This window comes from Alteromonas genovensis, assembly GCF_010500895.1.
Classification (GTDB): Bacteria; Pseudomonadota; Gammaproteobacteria; order Enterobacterales; family Alteromonadaceae; genus Alteromonas; species Alteromonas genovensis.
Window position 1 is genome coordinate 132,615 of record NZ_JAAAWO010000007.1, and the last position, 16,121, is coordinate 148,735.

Annotated in this window: 13 protein-coding genes; 9 read left to right on the top strand and 4 right to left on the bottom strand. The window is 45.7% G+C overall.

Translation table 11 applies throughout. The features are described 5' to 3' along the window. Positions 1 to 40: 40 nt before the first annotated feature. Positions 41 to 634 (bottom strand): dCTP deaminase, encoded by a 594-nt coding sequence (dcd, locus tag GTQ48_RS11120; RefSeq protein ID WP_163106762.1) that lies wholly within the window; start codon positions 632 to 634, stop codon positions 41 to 43. Between the two features lie 126 nt (positions 635 to 760). Next, positions 761 to 1,876 (bottom strand): iron-sulfur cluster carrier protein ApbC, encoded by a 1,116-nt coding sequence (apbC, locus tag GTQ48_RS11125; protein WP_163106763.1) that lies wholly within the window; start codon positions 1,874 to 1,876, stop codon positions 761 to 763. 108 nt (positions 1,877 to 1,984) lie between these two features. Here apbC and metG point away from each other — a divergent pair, with 108 nt between their 5' ends. Further along, on the top strand, positions 1,985 to 4,012 hold the full coding sequence (gene metG, locus GTQ48_RS11130; protein WP_163106764.1) for a methionine--tRNA ligase: 2,028 nt from the start codon (positions 1,985 to 1,987) through the stop codon (positions 4,010 to 4,012). Between the two features lie 72 nt (positions 4,013 to 4,084). On the opposite strand, the gene GTQ48_RS11135 is transcribed toward metG, so the two are convergent. Further along, entirely contained in the window at positions 4,085 to 4,915 is an 831-nt protein-coding gene (locus tag GTQ48_RS11135; RefSeq protein WP_163106765.1) for a methyltransferase domain-containing protein, read from the bottom strand. Between the two features lie 85 nt (positions 4,916 to 5,000). Here GTQ48_RS11135 and gloB point away from each other — a divergent pair, with 85 nt between their 5' ends. From gloB to GTQ48_RS11155, 4 genes are all read left to right on the top strand, one after another. Then, on the top strand, positions 5,001 to 5,792 hold the full coding sequence (gene gloB / locus GTQ48_RS11140; protein ID WP_163106766.1) for a hydroxyacylglutathione hydrolase: 792 nt from the start codon (positions 5,001 to 5,003) through the stop codon (positions 5,790 to 5,792). A gap of 65 nt (positions 5,793 to 5,857) precedes the next feature. Next, positions 5,858 to 7,522 (top strand): lytic transglycosylase, encoded by a 1,665-nt coding sequence (locus GTQ48_RS11145; protein ID WP_163106767.1) that lies wholly within the window; start codon positions 5,858 to 5,860, stop codon positions 7,520 to 7,522. A 4-nt stretch (positions 7,523 to 7,526) separates the two neighbouring features. Beyond that, entirely contained in the window at positions 7,527 to 8,576 is a 1,050-nt protein-coding gene (locus GTQ48_RS11150) for an ion transporter (RefSeq protein WP_163106768.1), read from the top strand. Positions 8,577 to 8,640: 64 nt separating this feature from the next. After that, entirely contained in the window at positions 8,641 to 9,111 is a 471-nt protein-coding gene (locus tag GTQ48_RS11155; protein WP_163106769.1) for a BamJ family beta-barrel-assembly machinery protein, read from the top strand. Between the two features lie 61 nt (positions 9,112 to 9,172). On the opposite strand, the gene cysS is transcribed toward GTQ48_RS11155, so the two are convergent. Beyond that, positions 9,173 to 10,555, bottom strand: coding sequence for a cysteine--tRNA ligase (cysS, locus tag GTQ48_RS11160; protein WP_163106770.1), 1,383 nt, complete (start codon positions 10,553 to 10,555; stop codon positions 9,173 to 9,175). Positions 10,556 to 10,778: 223 nt separating this feature from the next. Between cysS and GTQ48_RS11165 the strand changes: the two genes are divergently transcribed. The 4 genes from GTQ48_RS11165 (at position 10,779) to GTQ48_RS11180 (ending at position 15,958) form a co-directional block, all read left to right on the top strand. Then, positions 10,779 to 11,270 carry a peptidylprolyl isomerase gene (locus GTQ48_RS11165; RefSeq protein ID WP_163106771.1) on the top strand — a complete coding sequence of 164 codons (492 nt, stop codon included), beginning with the start codon at positions 10,779 to 10,781 and terminating at the stop codon, positions 11,268 to 11,270. A 136-nt stretch (positions 11,271 to 11,406) separates the two neighbouring features. Beyond that, positions 11,407 to 12,132 carry a UDP-2,3-diacylglucosamine diphosphatase gene (gene lpxH, locus GTQ48_RS11170; protein ID WP_163106772.1) on the top strand — a complete coding sequence of 242 codons (726 nt, stop codon included), beginning with the start codon at positions 11,407 to 11,409 and terminating at the stop codon, positions 12,130 to 12,132. 308 nt (positions 12,133 to 12,440) lie between these two features. After that, positions 12,441 to 14,024, top strand: a complete 1,584-nt coding sequence (locus tag GTQ48_RS11175) for an alkaline phosphatase (RefSeq protein ID WP_163106773.1) — start codon at positions 12,441 to 12,443, stop codon at positions 14,022 to 14,024. A gap of 14 nt (positions 14,025 to 14,038) precedes the next feature. Further along, positions 14,039 to 15,958 (top strand): alkaline phosphatase, encoded by a 1,920-nt coding sequence (locus tag GTQ48_RS11180; RefSeq protein ID WP_163106774.1) that lies wholly within the window; start codon positions 14,039 to 14,041, stop codon positions 15,956 to 15,958. Positions 15,959 to 16,121: the final 163 nt, after the last annotated feature.

Genomic DNA, 16,121 nt, shown 5'->3' on the forward strand with positions numbered 1-16,121 from the left:
AAACGCACTACCCTTTACCACTTTAATCGTGGTTTACGGGTTACTTATGTTGGTCGTCTGAGGTTATGCGACTTGCAATAGCGCCATCTTGGCCTTTGTATTTCGCATCCACTCTAGCGTTGTAAGGCTTTTCAGCAGGGCTAGATAACACTTCAAAACTTATCGCCCCAATTTTCATTCCTGGGCGAAGTGCTAAGGGCAGTTTACCGCTGTTGTAAAATTCAAGCACGATATTGCCAGACCAACCTGGGTCGATTCTGTGTGCCGTTACGTGCACCATTAGCCCTAGTCGCGCCAGTGAAGAACGACCGTCTAGCCAACCCACAATGTTATCGGGCAAAGTAACCGACTCAAGCGTAACCGCTAATGCTAGCTCTTTAGGGTGAAGAAAAAACGCTTTGCCGTCTTCCAGCTCAATCTCGTCACTCATCACGTGATCGAGTGCTTCTTGAACCTCAACTTTTGGGCCGCTTAAATCAATATAAGGCGCTTGATGCTCTTCAAACACTCTAAACTTATTTCCTAAACGGATATCTACCGTTACCCCACTAATTTGGTCGTAATTAGGGGTTGGATCGATGGCAATCTTCCCTTCTTGTAAATATTGATTTATGTCGCGGTCACACAAACGCATGGTGTATTCCTCATTTCATTAGGCGGCTATTATGCGTATGTAAGGCAGCCCAATCAACTGCCTGAACGAGTGTTTTTCGCGCTTTCGTTAAGAAAATTGCAAAGTGAGGTTTTTGCTCATTAAGAATTAACTACCCACAATGCCTATGGGGTTGCCTTTAATGTGTTTATTGCCTTCTTCTCGTGGTGAAAGCGTAAGGGCTAATTGCATTGATAGCGCACGTGCGGCCTCTTGATAGCTTGCTGATATAGGGCTATCTGGCGAACTTATGAGCAAGGGCGTTCCGGCGTCGCCGTGTTCACGTATATGAATATCCAATGGTAATTGTCCGAGCAGTGGCAAGCCGTGGCGTTCGGCTAACGCTTCCCCTCCGTCTTTTGAAAAAACGTAGTCTTTGGTTCCACAAGCTCGGCATTGGTAGTAACTCATGTTCTCTATTAGCCCCAGTACCGGCACGTCAACTTTTTCAAACATGCTAATGCCCTTTTGTGCATCGGCTAACGCGAGGTCTTGGGGTGTGGTAACAATTACAGCGGCGGTAAGTGGCACCTGCTGCGCCATGGTTAACTGAATGTCTCCCGTGCCTGGCGGCATATCAACAATGAGATAATCAAGCACCGGCCACAGTGTTTCGTTTAATAATTGCGTAAGCGCTCGACTTGCCATAGGGCCTCGCCATACAGCCGCATCGTCTTGTGGTACCAAGTACCCAATTGAGTTTGCCACCAATCCGTGTGCCATTAACGGCTGCATGTGCTTATTGTCTTCGCTTTCTGGGTGCGCCGAGGTATTACCAAGCATAATAGGAATAGACGGCCCGTATATATCGGCATCCAAAATGCCAACTTTGGCGCCTTCTTTCATTAGAGCAAAGGCAAGGTTAATACTGGTGGTCGACTTCCCTACCCCACCTTTACCGCTGGCAACAGCAATAATATTTTTAATGTTAGTGATTGGCGGCAACGACGTTTGCTGGCTTGTTATCTCAGTTGAAAAAGACAGCTGCGACTCAGTTAACGCATGCTTTGAATCTGCTTTTAATTTAGCAAGCACCAAATCGCTTAGCACAGGTAACTGGCTATCGATACAAAATGGCAATGTGACATGCACGCCCTCGGCGTTGCCGTCGGTAGACGTCGCTTTACACCAAGAAGCCGTTTCGGCTACATCCATACTGAAATAGCTGGCTAAAATAGCAGCAACCTTTTGGGTTACCGGTTCGGCTTTGCGAGAAAAGAACATAAATTGCCCTACAACCTAAAGATTTGTTTGAATTACGTAATGCAAAAAACGCGGTTTTCCGCTAGTATTTGCAGCCATTTTGAAACGCAAAGAATCAATAACGTCATTATGTCAGAAAAACGCCGAATTCTGGTAACCAGTGCGTTGCCATACGCAAATGGCTCTATTCATTTAGGGCACTTGCTTGAACATATTCAAACAGACATCTGGACCCGTTTTCAGCGTCTTCGCGGAAACGAATGTTACAGTGTTTGTGCCGATGATGCACATGGCACACCGGTTATGCTTAAAGCGCAAGAGCTTGGTATTACGCCAGAAGAAATGGTTGCCCGCACGCGTGCAGAGCATCACCAAGACCTCATTGATTTCCATGTGGATTACGACAACTACTATGTAACCCATTCACCGGAAAACAAGGCGTTTTGTGAAGAGATTTACTCTCGCCTTGACAACGCAGGTTACATTAGCAAACGCGTGATCAATCAGCTTTTCGATCCTGAAAAAGAAATGTTTCTTCCAGATCGCTTTGTAAAGGGCACGTGTCCAAGCTGCGGCGCAGAAGATCAAAACGGCGATAGCTGTGATGTCTGTGGTGCTACGTATAGCCCAACAGAAGTTAAAAACCCGCGCAGCGTGGTGTCTGGCGCTACGCCAGTACTGAGAGAATCTGAGCATTTCTTCTTCGACTTACCCAAGTTCGAAGATATGCTTAAAACGTGGATACGCTCTGGTGCGCTGCAAGAAGAAATGGCAAACAAGCTGCAAGAATGGTTTACAGAAGGCCTTCAGCAGTGGGATATCAGCCGTGATGCTCCGTACTTTGGATTTGAAATTCCTGGCGCGCCAAACAAGTTTTTCTACGTATGGGTAGACGCCCCCGTTGGCTACATGGCCAGCTTTAAAAACTTCTGCGACCAAAATAGCCTAGAGTTCGATGATTTCTGGAAGGCCGATTCTACCGCCGAGCTATATCACTTTATCGGAAAAGACATTACGTATTTCCACTGCCTGTTTTGGCCGGCCATGCTTGAAGGCGCAGGATACCGCAAGCCTACTGGGGTTAACATCCACGGGTTTGTTACGGTAAATGGCGCGAAGATGTCTAAGTCTCGCGGTACCTTTATTAAAGGCCGTACTTATTTAGACCATTTGAACCCAGAATATTTACGTTATTACTTTGCGTCTAAGCTAAGTGACGGAGTCACTGATATTGACCTTAATTTCACCGACTTTGCGCAGAAAGTAAATTCTGACCTTGTAGGTAAAGTTGTTAACATTGCAAGCCGCTGCGCTAGCTTTATTACCAAGCGCTTCGATGGCAAGTTATCAGACAACGTCATTGAGCCAGAACTCATTGCTGAATTTCAAAATGCCGCAGATGGTATTGCAGAACTGTTTGAAAAGCGTCGCTACCACCAAGCAATTCGCGAGATAATGGCCCTAGCAGACAAGGCAAATCAGTTTATTGATAACAATGCGCCTTGGGTAACGATAAAAGACGAATCTAAGCAGCAATTTACCCACGACGTATGCTCGTTGGGCATCAATATGTTCCGCCTATTAACCATTTACTTAAAGCCGGTGCTGCCTATTTTAGCGGAAAAAGCAGAGAGCTTTTTGAATGACGAATTCAATTGGGCTTCCCTACAAACAGTACTTACAGGCCACGCTATCAATAAGTTTAAACCTATGATGCAGCGTGTAGATATGGAGAAAATTGACGCCATGATTGACGACTCTAAAGAGAGTTTAGCGCCACAACAGGCCGCTATTGCACCAGATAGCCCGCTAGCGCAAGACCCTATCAGCGACACTATCTCGTTTGAAGATTTCGCAAAAATCGATCTTCGCATTGCCCGTATTGCCAATGCCGAGCACGTAGAAAAAGCAGACAAGCTTCTGCGCTTAGAGCTAGATTTAGGCGGCGAGACCAAGCAAGTGTTTGCTGGCATTAAGTCAGCCTATGCACCAGAAGCGTTAATTGGTAAGCACACTGTGATGGTGGCGAATTTGGCACCTCGCAAAATGCGCTTCGGTTTAAGTGAAGGAATGGTACTTGCCGCAGGACCTGGTGGCGACGACCTTTATATTCTAGAGCCTCATGAAGGTGCTAAGCCTGGAATGCGCGTTAAGTAACCACAACGTGTTGCTGTAACCTTGCAACTACACACGCTAAAAAGCCACGGTTAGACAACTACAAGGTAGTTGCTACACGTGGCTTTTTTGTTTCTGTGACGTGGTGCGCGCACTAGCCCCTACTGCAGAAAACTGGGGTTTTAATGCCCGCTTTGGCCTAATGGCCGTCATGGGGAAAACGCGTTTCTTAGCCAGAATGACATACACCGCACTACACCAGGGAAAGTACGACGATAAATAGTGCTGAAGCTTTGCCGCTCCCTCCCAACGCTGCTGAAAAAATAACGTGGAAAAAAGAATTTGCCGCTGCTCTATTACTTCAAACCCTAGAAGATGAAGCCAGTCTTTCATTCTGTAGGTAGTAAAAAAGCGGGCATCGTGCAAGATATTATCGCGCTTTACGGGCAAGTATTTGGCGACGCCAGCTAAGCTAAGCGGGTTAAAGCCGCTGATAATAACGTGTCCGTCTTGAGTGATCACCCTGTCTACTTCACGCAAAATTTCATGAGGATCTTGAGCAAAATCGAGCTCGTTAGCCAACAATAGCCCATCAATACTGTTTTCTGAAAACGGCAGTTTGTGCGCTTGGCCAATAATGAAGTTCTCGTTTGCACAATGTGTTCTTTCGTCAGCCTCACCATTCGCGACAGCCTTAAACATGTCGTCTTTAGCCCGTTCGCTACAGGTAAAGTCGGGGGTATGATTAATGCGATGATGAATTGGACTATCGTTTAGCTGAATTTGTGCGCTTAAGTTGCCTAGTTTTACAAAGTGATAGCCAAAGATACGCTCTGCATATTCATTGCAAACCTGCTCCACCGCCAACTTAATATTTTCTCCTGCGGGAAACTCATCCCAGCTAACGGGATAGCGCGGTGGCTTTGACCTAAACGCCGTTTTCATTATCACTTCACACGCTCATCGGTTGCTCTGTAAACCACATGCCCCTATAGTAACGCATAATTGAAGCTAAACAAGCAGGTGTATTATGCGCATCGACACATTGCCTTCGGGCATAACAGTCCATCCAATTCCCGCCTTTACTGACAACTATATATGGTGTATCCACAACGGTAAAAATGCGGTTGTTGTAGACCCAGGCGATGCTGAGCCAGTGTTAAAATACATGGCCAAACACGCATTGAACTTAGCTGCCGTTCTTATTACCCATCACCATCGCGACCACACAGGTGGCATTGCCAAATTGGTCTCGGCTATTGCAGATTTACCCGTTATAGGCCCAAGAGGCGGGCATATAAGAGGGCTAACTAAAACCGTGGCGCAAGGCGATACGGTAGCGTTGCCGGTTGTAGATATGTCGTTTCAAGTAATGGAAGTACCGGGGCATACCCTCGATCACATCGCGTTTTTCGGTCACGGTGCATTGTTTTGCGGCGATACTCTGTTTTCAGCCGGTTGCGGCCGATTATTTGAGGGCACGCCAGAGCAAATGCTGCATTCACTCAATAAGCTCAAGCGCCTGCCTGATGCCACTGCGGTATATTGTACTCACGAATATACGCAGGCGAATGTGAACTTTGCCCTCGCGGTAGAGCCTAACAACAGCGAATTGCAAGACTATGATGCTTGGGTAAAAACGAAGCGTTCTCATGACGAGCCGACCTTGCCCAGTACATTAGACGAACAAAAACAGATAAACCCTTTCTTGCGCTCACATGAGCCTGCGATAAAGGAAGCTGCGCAGCGTTTTGCTGATACTGAGCTGACGGATGATGCCGCTGTTTTCGCCGCAGTTCGACGTTGGAAAGATGAGTTTTAGTGAATATATTTGCCATTTAGCGTAGTATTACGCCCTTGCAGTACACAAAGAGGTTTCTTCAAAATATGCAGTCGAAGTTGTTCCCACTTGCGTCCGTTCTATTGGCGTTAGGGCTTTCAGGATGTCAGTTAACCGAAAATGAAAGTGAAAATGTAGCCGTAGAGCAAAACGAGAAAGCAGCACTTGAAGCATGTGCTGAAACCTATTTAGGTGAAGAAGACATTGCCGATTGCGAGGTAGCAAGAGACGGCGTCATTGATGTTATTCACCCAAAAGATGATGTGTTAGAAGAAACAGCGGAAGTTACAGCCCCCGAAGACGCGGAAGTAGCTGCGGTAATTACCGACGTATGGCAGCGAGCCAGCAATACATTTTCACTGAATATACCGGATGACCGCCGCGTGACTGCGCAGCGAGATTGGTATTTAAAGCACCCAGAATACATGGCCCGCGTGGTAAAACGCGCAAAGCCGTTCTTGTTTTACATTGTTGAAGAAATTGAAAAGCGCAATATGCCAATGGAGTTAGTGTTACTCCCTATTGTGGAAAGCGCCTTCGATCCGTTTGCCTATTCCCATGGCCGCGCCGCAGGAATGTGGCAATTTATTCCTAGTACGGGCAAACGCTTTGGCATGCCGCAAACTTGGTGGTATGACGGAAGGCGCGATGTAGTAGCCTCTACTCAGGGTGCTCTTGACTACCTTACCTATTTAAACGACATGTTTGATGGCGATTGGCTACATGCGCTAGCAGCATATAACAGCGGCGAAGGGCGCGTTATGCGCTCAATTCGTGCAAACAAACGTGCAGGCAAGCCCACCGACTTTTGGCATTTAGGTTTGCCAAGAGAAACCCGAGCGTACGTTCCTAAGCTTTTAGCCCTTGCGGATATTTTGAAAAATAAAACGGCCTTTGATTACCCATGGCCAGAAGTTGAAAATGTAGCGGTTATTGAAGTGGTGGATATTGGCTCTCAGGTAGACCTTGCGTTTGCCGCAGAACTTGCTGATATGTCATTGAAGGAGCTGCACGGCCTCAATCCAGGATTCAATCGTTGGGCTACGTCACCAGATGGACCTCACCGCCTTGTGTTGCCGGTAGAAAAAGCAGCGTCATTTTCACAAGCATTGGCTCAAATAGACAGAAAAGAGCGCCTAAATTGGGTTCGCCACACAGTTAAAAGCGGAGACAGCCTGGGGAAAATTGCCAATCAATACCATACTACTATTAAGGTGATTCAGCAGGTTAATGAACTCGATTCTTCAATGATACGCATTGGCCAAGCTATTATGGTACCTGTTGCCCTTAAAGCGTTAGATGACTATGCCCTTTCTCAAGAGCAGCGATTAGCGAGTATTCAAAGTAGCAATAAATCGAAGCAAAAGGTTCGCCATACCGTAAAGTCTGGTGATACGCTGTGGGACATTGCTCGAAAATATAACGTATCGACAAGACAACTTGCAAAGTGGAACGGTATGGCACCTGGCGACATGCTGCACCCCGGCAAAACCTTGGTGGTATGGTTAGAGGGTAAAAGCGACGCTGGTGTTACCAAAAAGGTGACCTACACAGTGCGTAACGGCGACTCGCTCTCGCGTATTGCCAGTAAGTTCAATGTAAAAGTAAGCGACATTAGCAAATGGAATAGCCTTAATACGAAGCGCTATTTGCAACCTGGACAAAAACTAAAGCTTTATGTTGACGTTACCAGGCTAACATCTACAGGATAGAGACATGTTAAAAATTAACCGAGAAAATCTGCGAAACAGTCATGAAACGCCTTGGTTAATTTTAGACTTAGTCATGCTGGGTTTATTGTTTATAAACTTAGCATGGCTCATATTTGATGCGCTGTACGCAACTAATTTTGTGTATCAGCAGCTTGGCGTGCACTTTCCTGCAGTTATCGACGCCTACGACCCCATACACAACAACTTTTTACTTGTCGACTTAGTATTCATAGGCATATTTTTTACTGAATTTTGTTTTCGCTGGGCGGTGGCAATAATAAGAAAAGAACACCTGCGCTGGTACTTCTTCCCATTTTTACATTGGTACGATCTTGTTGGGCTTATCCCAACGGGCGGCACACGTCTCTTTCGCTTTCTCCGCATATTGTCTATTTTGCACCGCCTGCACAAATACGAAATTATCGATTTAAATCAAACCGCTATTTTTCGATTCTTTACCTTCTATTACGATGTTTTTGTGGAAGAGTTAAGCGACAGAATAGTAGTAAAAGTGCTAAGCGATGCACAAAAAGATATTTCAGCGGGCTCTCCGCTGCTTGATGATATTACTAACCAAGTGCTAGCGCCCAGGCGCCCCGTTATCACCCAGTGGATGGCCGGCATTATCAATCACCTAGGGCAATCTATCAGTAACGATGAACACGGTGACGTAATAAGAGAGCACGTTCGAAAAAGTGTGGGTAAGGCTGTGCGAGGTAATGCGCAAGTATCTTCTCTTAATTACTTGCCCATTATAGGTAAAACCATTGAAAATACGCTGGAGCAGTCGGTTACTGACATTGTTACCTCATCCCTCGTTAATTTGTTAAGCGACCTAGACTCAGAGCGTATTGATCACTTTATTTCTGTGGGCATGCACGACTACACCCCCACTGCTGACGCTCTCGATGAAGAAGTATTGAATGTGGTAAACGAATGCCTTGAGCTTGTGAAAGCTCACGTATCACAACAGCGCTGGAAATCCCATTTGATGGAAAAAGAATCGACCGTGCCCTCCCCTGGCCAGGTTTCAAAGGAAAACGATACGTTGTAAAAGATAGGGCGGTAGATTCGCCTTTTTATAACGCCTATTAACAACAAATAAAAGAAGACTACTAATGAAGTTTATTATTTTAGCTATCGTGATTGGTTTAGCCATTTTCTTATTTACCCGCCACACGTCAAACAAGAAAATCGCGACGGATAACATTGAAGCCGGTAACGTGTTTCTAGCAGAAAATAAAGCCAATATTGCTGTAAAAGAGACATCTTCAGGCCTTCAGTACGAAGTCCTTCAAGAAGGACAAGGTACACAGCACCCAACGGCATCATCAACAGTCAAAGTGCATTACCACGGCACCTTGCTTGATGGCACTGTATTTGACAGCTCGGTGGCGCGTGGTGAGCCCATTAGCTTTCCACTAAACCGTGTTATTGCAGGCTGGACAGAAGGCGTTCAGCTTATGGTTGAAGGTGATAAGTATAAGTTTTTCATTCCATCACACCTAGCCTATGGCGACAGCGCAGCGGGAAAAATAGCACCAGGCTCGACGCTGATATTCGAAGTGGAATTGCTTGAAGTTAAATAACACAAAAAAGCCTGCTTTAAAGCAGGCTTTTTTTAACGCTATAGCTTATTAAATAGCAAGACTAACTTCTGCGCCAAGTGGTGCCGCCCGCGCCATCTTCTAGCACTACGCCCATTGCGGTTAATGCATCGCGCGCCGCATCAGCCGCGGCCCAATCTTTTGAAGCTCTTGCGTCGTTACGTTGTTTAATCAATGCTTCAATTTCAACAGCTTCATCGTTGTTGTCGTTACCGCCTTTTAAAAACGCATCAGGGTTACTTTGCAGCATGCCTAAAATACCGCCTAAGCGTTTTAACACAGACGCCAACTTGCCCGCTTCAGCGGGTTCACCTTTTTTGCGGTTAATTTCACGAGCCACATCAAATAACACTGAGAACGCTTCTGGCACATTAAGGTCGTCGTTCATCGCAGCTTCAAAGCGCGCTAAATAACCACCGTGTGTTAGCTCAGCCGTTTCATCAATATCAACACCGCGTAGCGCTGTATATAAACGCTCCAGCGCTGCTTTAGCTTGGGTAATGTTATCTTGCGAATAACTCAATTGGCTTCGGTAATGGGCAGACATTAAAAAGAAACGTAAGGTTTCTGAATCATGCTCTTTTAACACATCGCGAAGGGTAAAAAAGTTACCGAGAGATTTTGACATTTTCTCGTCATCCACCTGCACCATCCCCGCATGCATCCACACGTTCACATACTCGCTGTCATGGGCGCAGCATGATTGCGCAATTTCGTTCTCATGGTGAGGAAAGGTTAAATCTGAACCACCACCATGAATGTCAAAATGGGCGCCTAAATGCTTATAGTTCATTGCTGAACATTCTATATGCCAACCAGGTCGCCCCTCGCCCCACGGTGATGACCATGCTGGCTCACCGGGCTTAGTGGTTTTCCATAATACGAAGTCGAGGGGATCGTCTTTACCTTGCGCTACTTCTACTCGCGCACCGGCTTTCAGCTGGTCTAAATCTTGTTTACTTAGCTTGCCGTAGTCTTCATATTTGCTGACATCAAATAGTACGTCGCCGCTTTGTGCTTGATAGGCGTAGCCTTTTTCAACCAAGCGCTCAATGATGTCGATAATTTCGGGCATGTGCCCACTCACCGTTGGCTCAACATCGGGTTCAAGCAGATTAATGGCTGAAAAGTCTTCATGCATCATTCCAATTGTACGCTTGGTTAATGCTTCAAAACTTTCATTATTCTCGTTTGCACGAGCTATAATTTTATCGTCAATATCCGTAATGTTGCGCACGTACTTTACGTCAAGACCAAGGTGGCGGAGATAGCGCACCAGCACGTCAAAACTTAAATAGGTACGGGCATGTCCCATATGGCTGAGGTCGTATACAGTAATACCACATACATACAGACCCACCTTCCCTTCTTCAAGCGGCACAAATTTAGCCTTCTCACGGGTTCGGGTATTGTAAAGATGTAGCATAAAGAATCTTCCTGTATATCAATTTTGGGCGCAAAGTTTAGCACTGTATAAAAATAATGGTAAGGCTTTTAACCCCCTATTTCACTGGCATAAAAAGCCAAAACTGGCCTAAATGAGTAATAACATCCTGTGACCGCTTATTTATGCGTCGCTATTTCCCCAAACAACGCTTTTGCGCTACCATTAGCGCACATTTTTACAGTTAATATATAGGACATCTTCAATGGTTACGTTAAAAACAAATTATGGTGATATCACGCTAGAGCTTTTCGAAGACAAAGCGCCTAATACCGTTGCAAACTTTCTTTCTTACGTTCAAGACGGTTTTTTTGATAACACTATTTTTCACCGTGTAATCAACAACTTTATGGTTCAAGGTGGCGGTTTTACAGAAGACATGGAGCAAAAAGACACTAAAGCTCCTATCGAAAACGAAGCTAACAATGGTGTAGCAAACGAAGTTGGTACCGTTGCTATGGCGCGTACTCAAGACCCTCACTCTGCTACGTCACAGTTTTTTATTAACGTTAACAATAACGACTTCCTTAACCACACTAGCGAAAGTGCTAACGGTTGGGGATATTGTGCGTTCGGTAAGGTAACTGAAGGCATGGATGTGGTAGAAAAGATCAAAGCCGTGAAAACAGGCAATAACGGTTACCACCAAGATGTACCGGTAGAGCCAGTAATTATCGAAAAAGCGATTGTTGCATAAGCCAGTCAATTAGCGGTTAAATAAGCAGTTAAATAACTCCTTTGACTTACGCCGCAATATTGATGGAAAAGCTTCATAAATAAAGCGAATGCCGCATCTTTTAGGTGCGGCCTGTTTAATCTGAAAAAGACACACTATGCCTTTTACCTACTTTATTGCCGACCTTCACCTTAGCGCCGATAGACCTGATATTACCGACTGCTTAATGCGCTTTTTAGAAGAGGACGCAATTAATGCAGATGCGCTCTATGTGTTAGGCGACCTCTTTGAAGTTTGGATTGGCGATGATGACATAAACCCATTCAATACGGCAGTGGCAGAAGCGTTCAAGCAAGTAAGTCGGCATTGCCCTATTTACTTTATTCACGGCAATCGTGATTTTGCGATAAGGCACAACTGGCTAAACAAAGCGGGCATGACCTTATTAAGTGAACAGGAAGTTGTCGACCTGTACGGCACTCCTACATTGCTCACTCATGGCGACGAGCTTTGCACAAAAGACGTGGCATACCAAAAGTTTCGCAAAAAATCTCGCGGTTGGTGGTGGCCAAGACTCATGCTTGCCCTCCCTTTATGGTATCGACGCAGAGTTGCTCGCAATGGCCGAGCCCAGAGCAAGGCAAATCAACAAAGCCTCAAGCCAGAGATAATGGATGTAACCCCCTCTGAAGTGGTTGATGCACTCGAAAAATGGGGTGTGCAGCGCATGATCCACGGGCACACGCACCGTCCTAAAATTCACTCACTTCAAGCAAACGGTAAATCTGCAACGCGAATAGTACTTGGTGATTGGTACGACCAAGGCAGTGTTTTGAAGGTTACCCCTAACGATGCTATGTTACAACATCACAATTTTATGTAAGTTTATCTGACACTTACACACTGGTCAGTCCACAACCTATAATAAATTTTTGTTAATCATTCTTTTTTGCACATTCTCGCAAACGATTAATAAATAAATAGAATTTTTCAATTTCATTTCTTATTGCTCACTTTCTATTAACGTAATGTGACAGTTGTGACAGTTTAGCAATATATCTGTCAAATAAATGTCACTAATCCTGCCTAACCTCCAGCCTGCGTTTAAGCAAAGGCACAACGGAAAATAGCTATTTGCTTTACAACACGCCTACCCACAACCGATTTTAATAAAACGTTTAGGAAACAATCATGAATCGTAACTGGAAAGTAGCATGCACAGCAGTAGCAATGGCGGTATCCGCTGGGCTACAGGCTGCAGTATTGCCAGAGCATCAAACAAATAGCGCTTGGTACACCGATGCGCAATCGAAATTGACTGAGAAACTAGCAACGAATAATAAATTCAAAGCCAAAAACGTTATTCTTTTTGTTGGTGACGGTATGGGTATTTCTACCCTTACCTCTGCTCGTATTCACAAAGGGCAATTAGCTGGCAACCCTGGTGAAGAAGGCTACTTAAGCTTCGAATCTTTTCCCCATACTGCGCTTGTGAAAACATACAACGTAGATGCACAGACTCCAGATTCTGCTGGCACCATGACAGCGATGATGTCAGGCCTTAAAACAGACGTAGGCGTGATTGGTGTTGACGAAGACATAGAACGGGGCGACTGCTCTACTGTAGCAGGTAACGAAGTGATTACCGCGCTAGAGCTTGCAGAAATTAAAGGTTTATCTACTGGTATTATTTCTACTGCACGTATTACTCACGCTACGCCAGCTGCTACCTATGCCAAATCAGCCGATCGCAACTGGGAAGACAATTCAGATATGCCTGAAGAGGCTGTAACAGCGGGTTGTGTAGATATAGCTGACCAGCTTGTTAACTTTGAATCTTATGTAGAAGGCCGTTACACAGGCGTAGACATTGACGGTATTGAAGTTGCAATGGGCGGCGGTCGTCGTCACTTCTTACCCCGCGATGAGGCTTTTAACAGCCCTGATGCACAAAGCGATGTAGAAGGCGATCGTACTGATGAGCGCGACCTGACAGCAGAATGGCAAAATACCTATGAAAACGGCGTCTATGTATTCGACCAAGCAGGCTTTGACGCTATCGATACCGAATCAACAGAGCGCGTATTTGGCTTGTTCAACGAATCGCACATGCAATATGAAGCAGACCGCGGCAACGACATTGCAGGCGAGCCTTCAGTATCTGAAATGACAGAAGCTGCTATTAATATTCTCGATAACAACGATAACGGCTTCTTTTTAATGGTGGAGTCTGGCCGTATCGACCATGCCCACCACGCAGGCAACGCCGCAGGCGCGCTTACCGATACCCTTGCTTTTGAAGAAGCAGTAATGACAGCGGTCGAAAATACGAATCCAGAAGAAACATTGATTCTTGTTACTGCCGACCACGGTCATGTATTCACAATCGCAGGCTATCCTAAACGTGGAAACCCTATCTTAGGCAAAGTTGTAAATGTAGGCTCGGAAGAGCCAGCAACTGCATCAGACGGCACACCTTACACTACCTTAGGCTACACCAATGGTCTTGGTTTCCGCGACTTAGGCGATGAAACGAATTCAGACGCCACCTACGCGTTAGATAACGCCGCTGGCCGTGTAGATTTAACCAATATCGACACAACAACTCCAGGGTTTCACCAAGAAGCCCTCATTCCATTAGGCTCTGAAACGCATTCGGGTGAAGACATTTCATTGCATGCAACAGGACCTGGAAGTCAACTTGCACAAGGCGTGGTAGAGCAAAACGTTGTTTTCCACTTAATTAATCAAGCCCTTGGCCTTGTTAACGAATAAGTGGAGATAAGAAAATGAATGTATTTAAATTAAGCTTAATTGCAGTTGCTATCGCAGGTCTCTCTGCGTGTTCATTAGAAGGCGACGACGGCCAGGACGGCGTTGATGGCGCCGCGGGTGCTGACGGAAGTAATGGCGTAAACAGCCTTACAGTGCAAACCGAATTAGCTGTGGGCGATGCAAACTGCCCGAATAGTGGTGTTCGCATTGACTCTGGTTTAGACAACGACAGCGATGGCACATTAGCAGAAGCGGAAATTACATCGACAAGCTTTGTTTGTGTGCCAGGGGTCGACTCTGTAGGTAGCAGCGAAATTCTTACTAGCTTAAACAACGACTGGTTTGTTGATGGGCAAGCTGAAGTTGAGAACAACAAAAGCGTATGGATGAATGCGACATCAGGAAATGCTGCATCATCATCTAGTGTCAGTGTCGCTACCGTAAGCTCGCAACAAGAACTCGATGCGATGGTTCAGAACCTGCGCGGCACAGCGAAAAACGTTATTCTTTTCGTTGGCGACGGCATGGGTATTTCAACCGTTACCGCAGCACGTATTCTCGACGGCCAAATGAAAGGCTTAGAGGGTGAAGAGAATCAATTGAGCTTCGACGCTTTCCCTTTCTCCGGTTTATCAAAAACCTATAACGTTGATGCACAAACACCAGATTCTGCAGGCACAATGACTGCGATGATGAGTGGTATCAAAACTGACGTGGGCGTGATTGGCGTTGACGAAGACATTGAGCGCGGCGATTGTAGTACAGTAGCAGGTAACGAGCTTGTAACAGCGCTAGAACTTGCTGAAATTGCAGGTAAATCTACCGGTATTATTTCAACGGCACGTATAACGCACGCTACACCTGCTGCTACGTATGCAAAATCAGCAGATCGCAACTGGGAAGATATTTCAGATATGCCAGAAGCAGCTGTTACTGCTGGCTGTAGCGACATTGCAGACCAGTTAATCAATTTCGAAGCTAACCTAGAAGCGAAGTTTGATGGATTGGATGTTGATGGTATTGAAGTAGTTATGGGTGGCGGTCGTCGTCATTTCCTACCAAGAGATCCTGCGTTTAATAGCCCTGATGCTGCAAGCAGCACTGAGGGTGACCGTACAGATGGTCGTGACTTAACGGCAGAATGGCAGAGCCTATACACCAACGGTGTATACGTTTTTGACCAGTCTGGTTTTGATGGTTTAGACACAGAAACTACCGAGCGCGTGTTTGGTTTATTCAACGAGTCGCACATGCAGTATGAAGCAGACCGCGGTAATGATATTGCAGGTGAGCCGTCGGTTGCTGAAATGACAAGCGCTGCCATTAAAGTACTCGATAACAACGATGAAGGTTTCTTCTTAATGGTTGAATCGGGTCGAATTGACCACGCTCATCACGCTGGAAATGCCTACGGAGCTTTGCACGATACTATTGCATTTGCTGAAGCAGTCGCTGCGGCAGACGAGCTAACTAATGATGAAGACACGCTTATCATTGTTACAGCCGACCACGGCCACGTGTTTACCATTGCGGGATATCCGAAACGCGGTAACCCCATTCTTGGAAAAGTAGTTAACGTAGGCTCTGATGAAGCAGCCACTGCCGCAGACGGTACGCCTTACACAACTTTGGGTTACACCAATGGTCTTGGCTACAGAAACCTAGGCGACGTGACTAATTCAGACGCGTCTTACCTAGCTGCGCCAGACACCGGTCGTAAAGATATCACCGATGTTGACACGACGACTCCTGGCTACCACCAAGAAGCGTTAGTGCCACTTGGCTCAGAAACACACTCGGGTGAAGATGTTGGCATTTATGCCAAAGGCCCAGGTGCATTCTTAGTGAATGGTACTAATGAACAAAGCATCATCTTCCATGTAATGGACTTTGCGGGTGACTATGTGTCGCAAGCAGAAAGTGCAATGGAGTAAGTATTGCTCAAGTAATTTTTAGGCAATATTTATGCAATGCTTAAGCAATACAAAATAAAGTAAAAACATGGCCTTAGCTTACCAGCTAAGGCCATTTGTATTTCAATTTACATGTACGAGAGAGGATCCACTCGCGTCCCTTTTTATTGGAGCGAACTTGGAG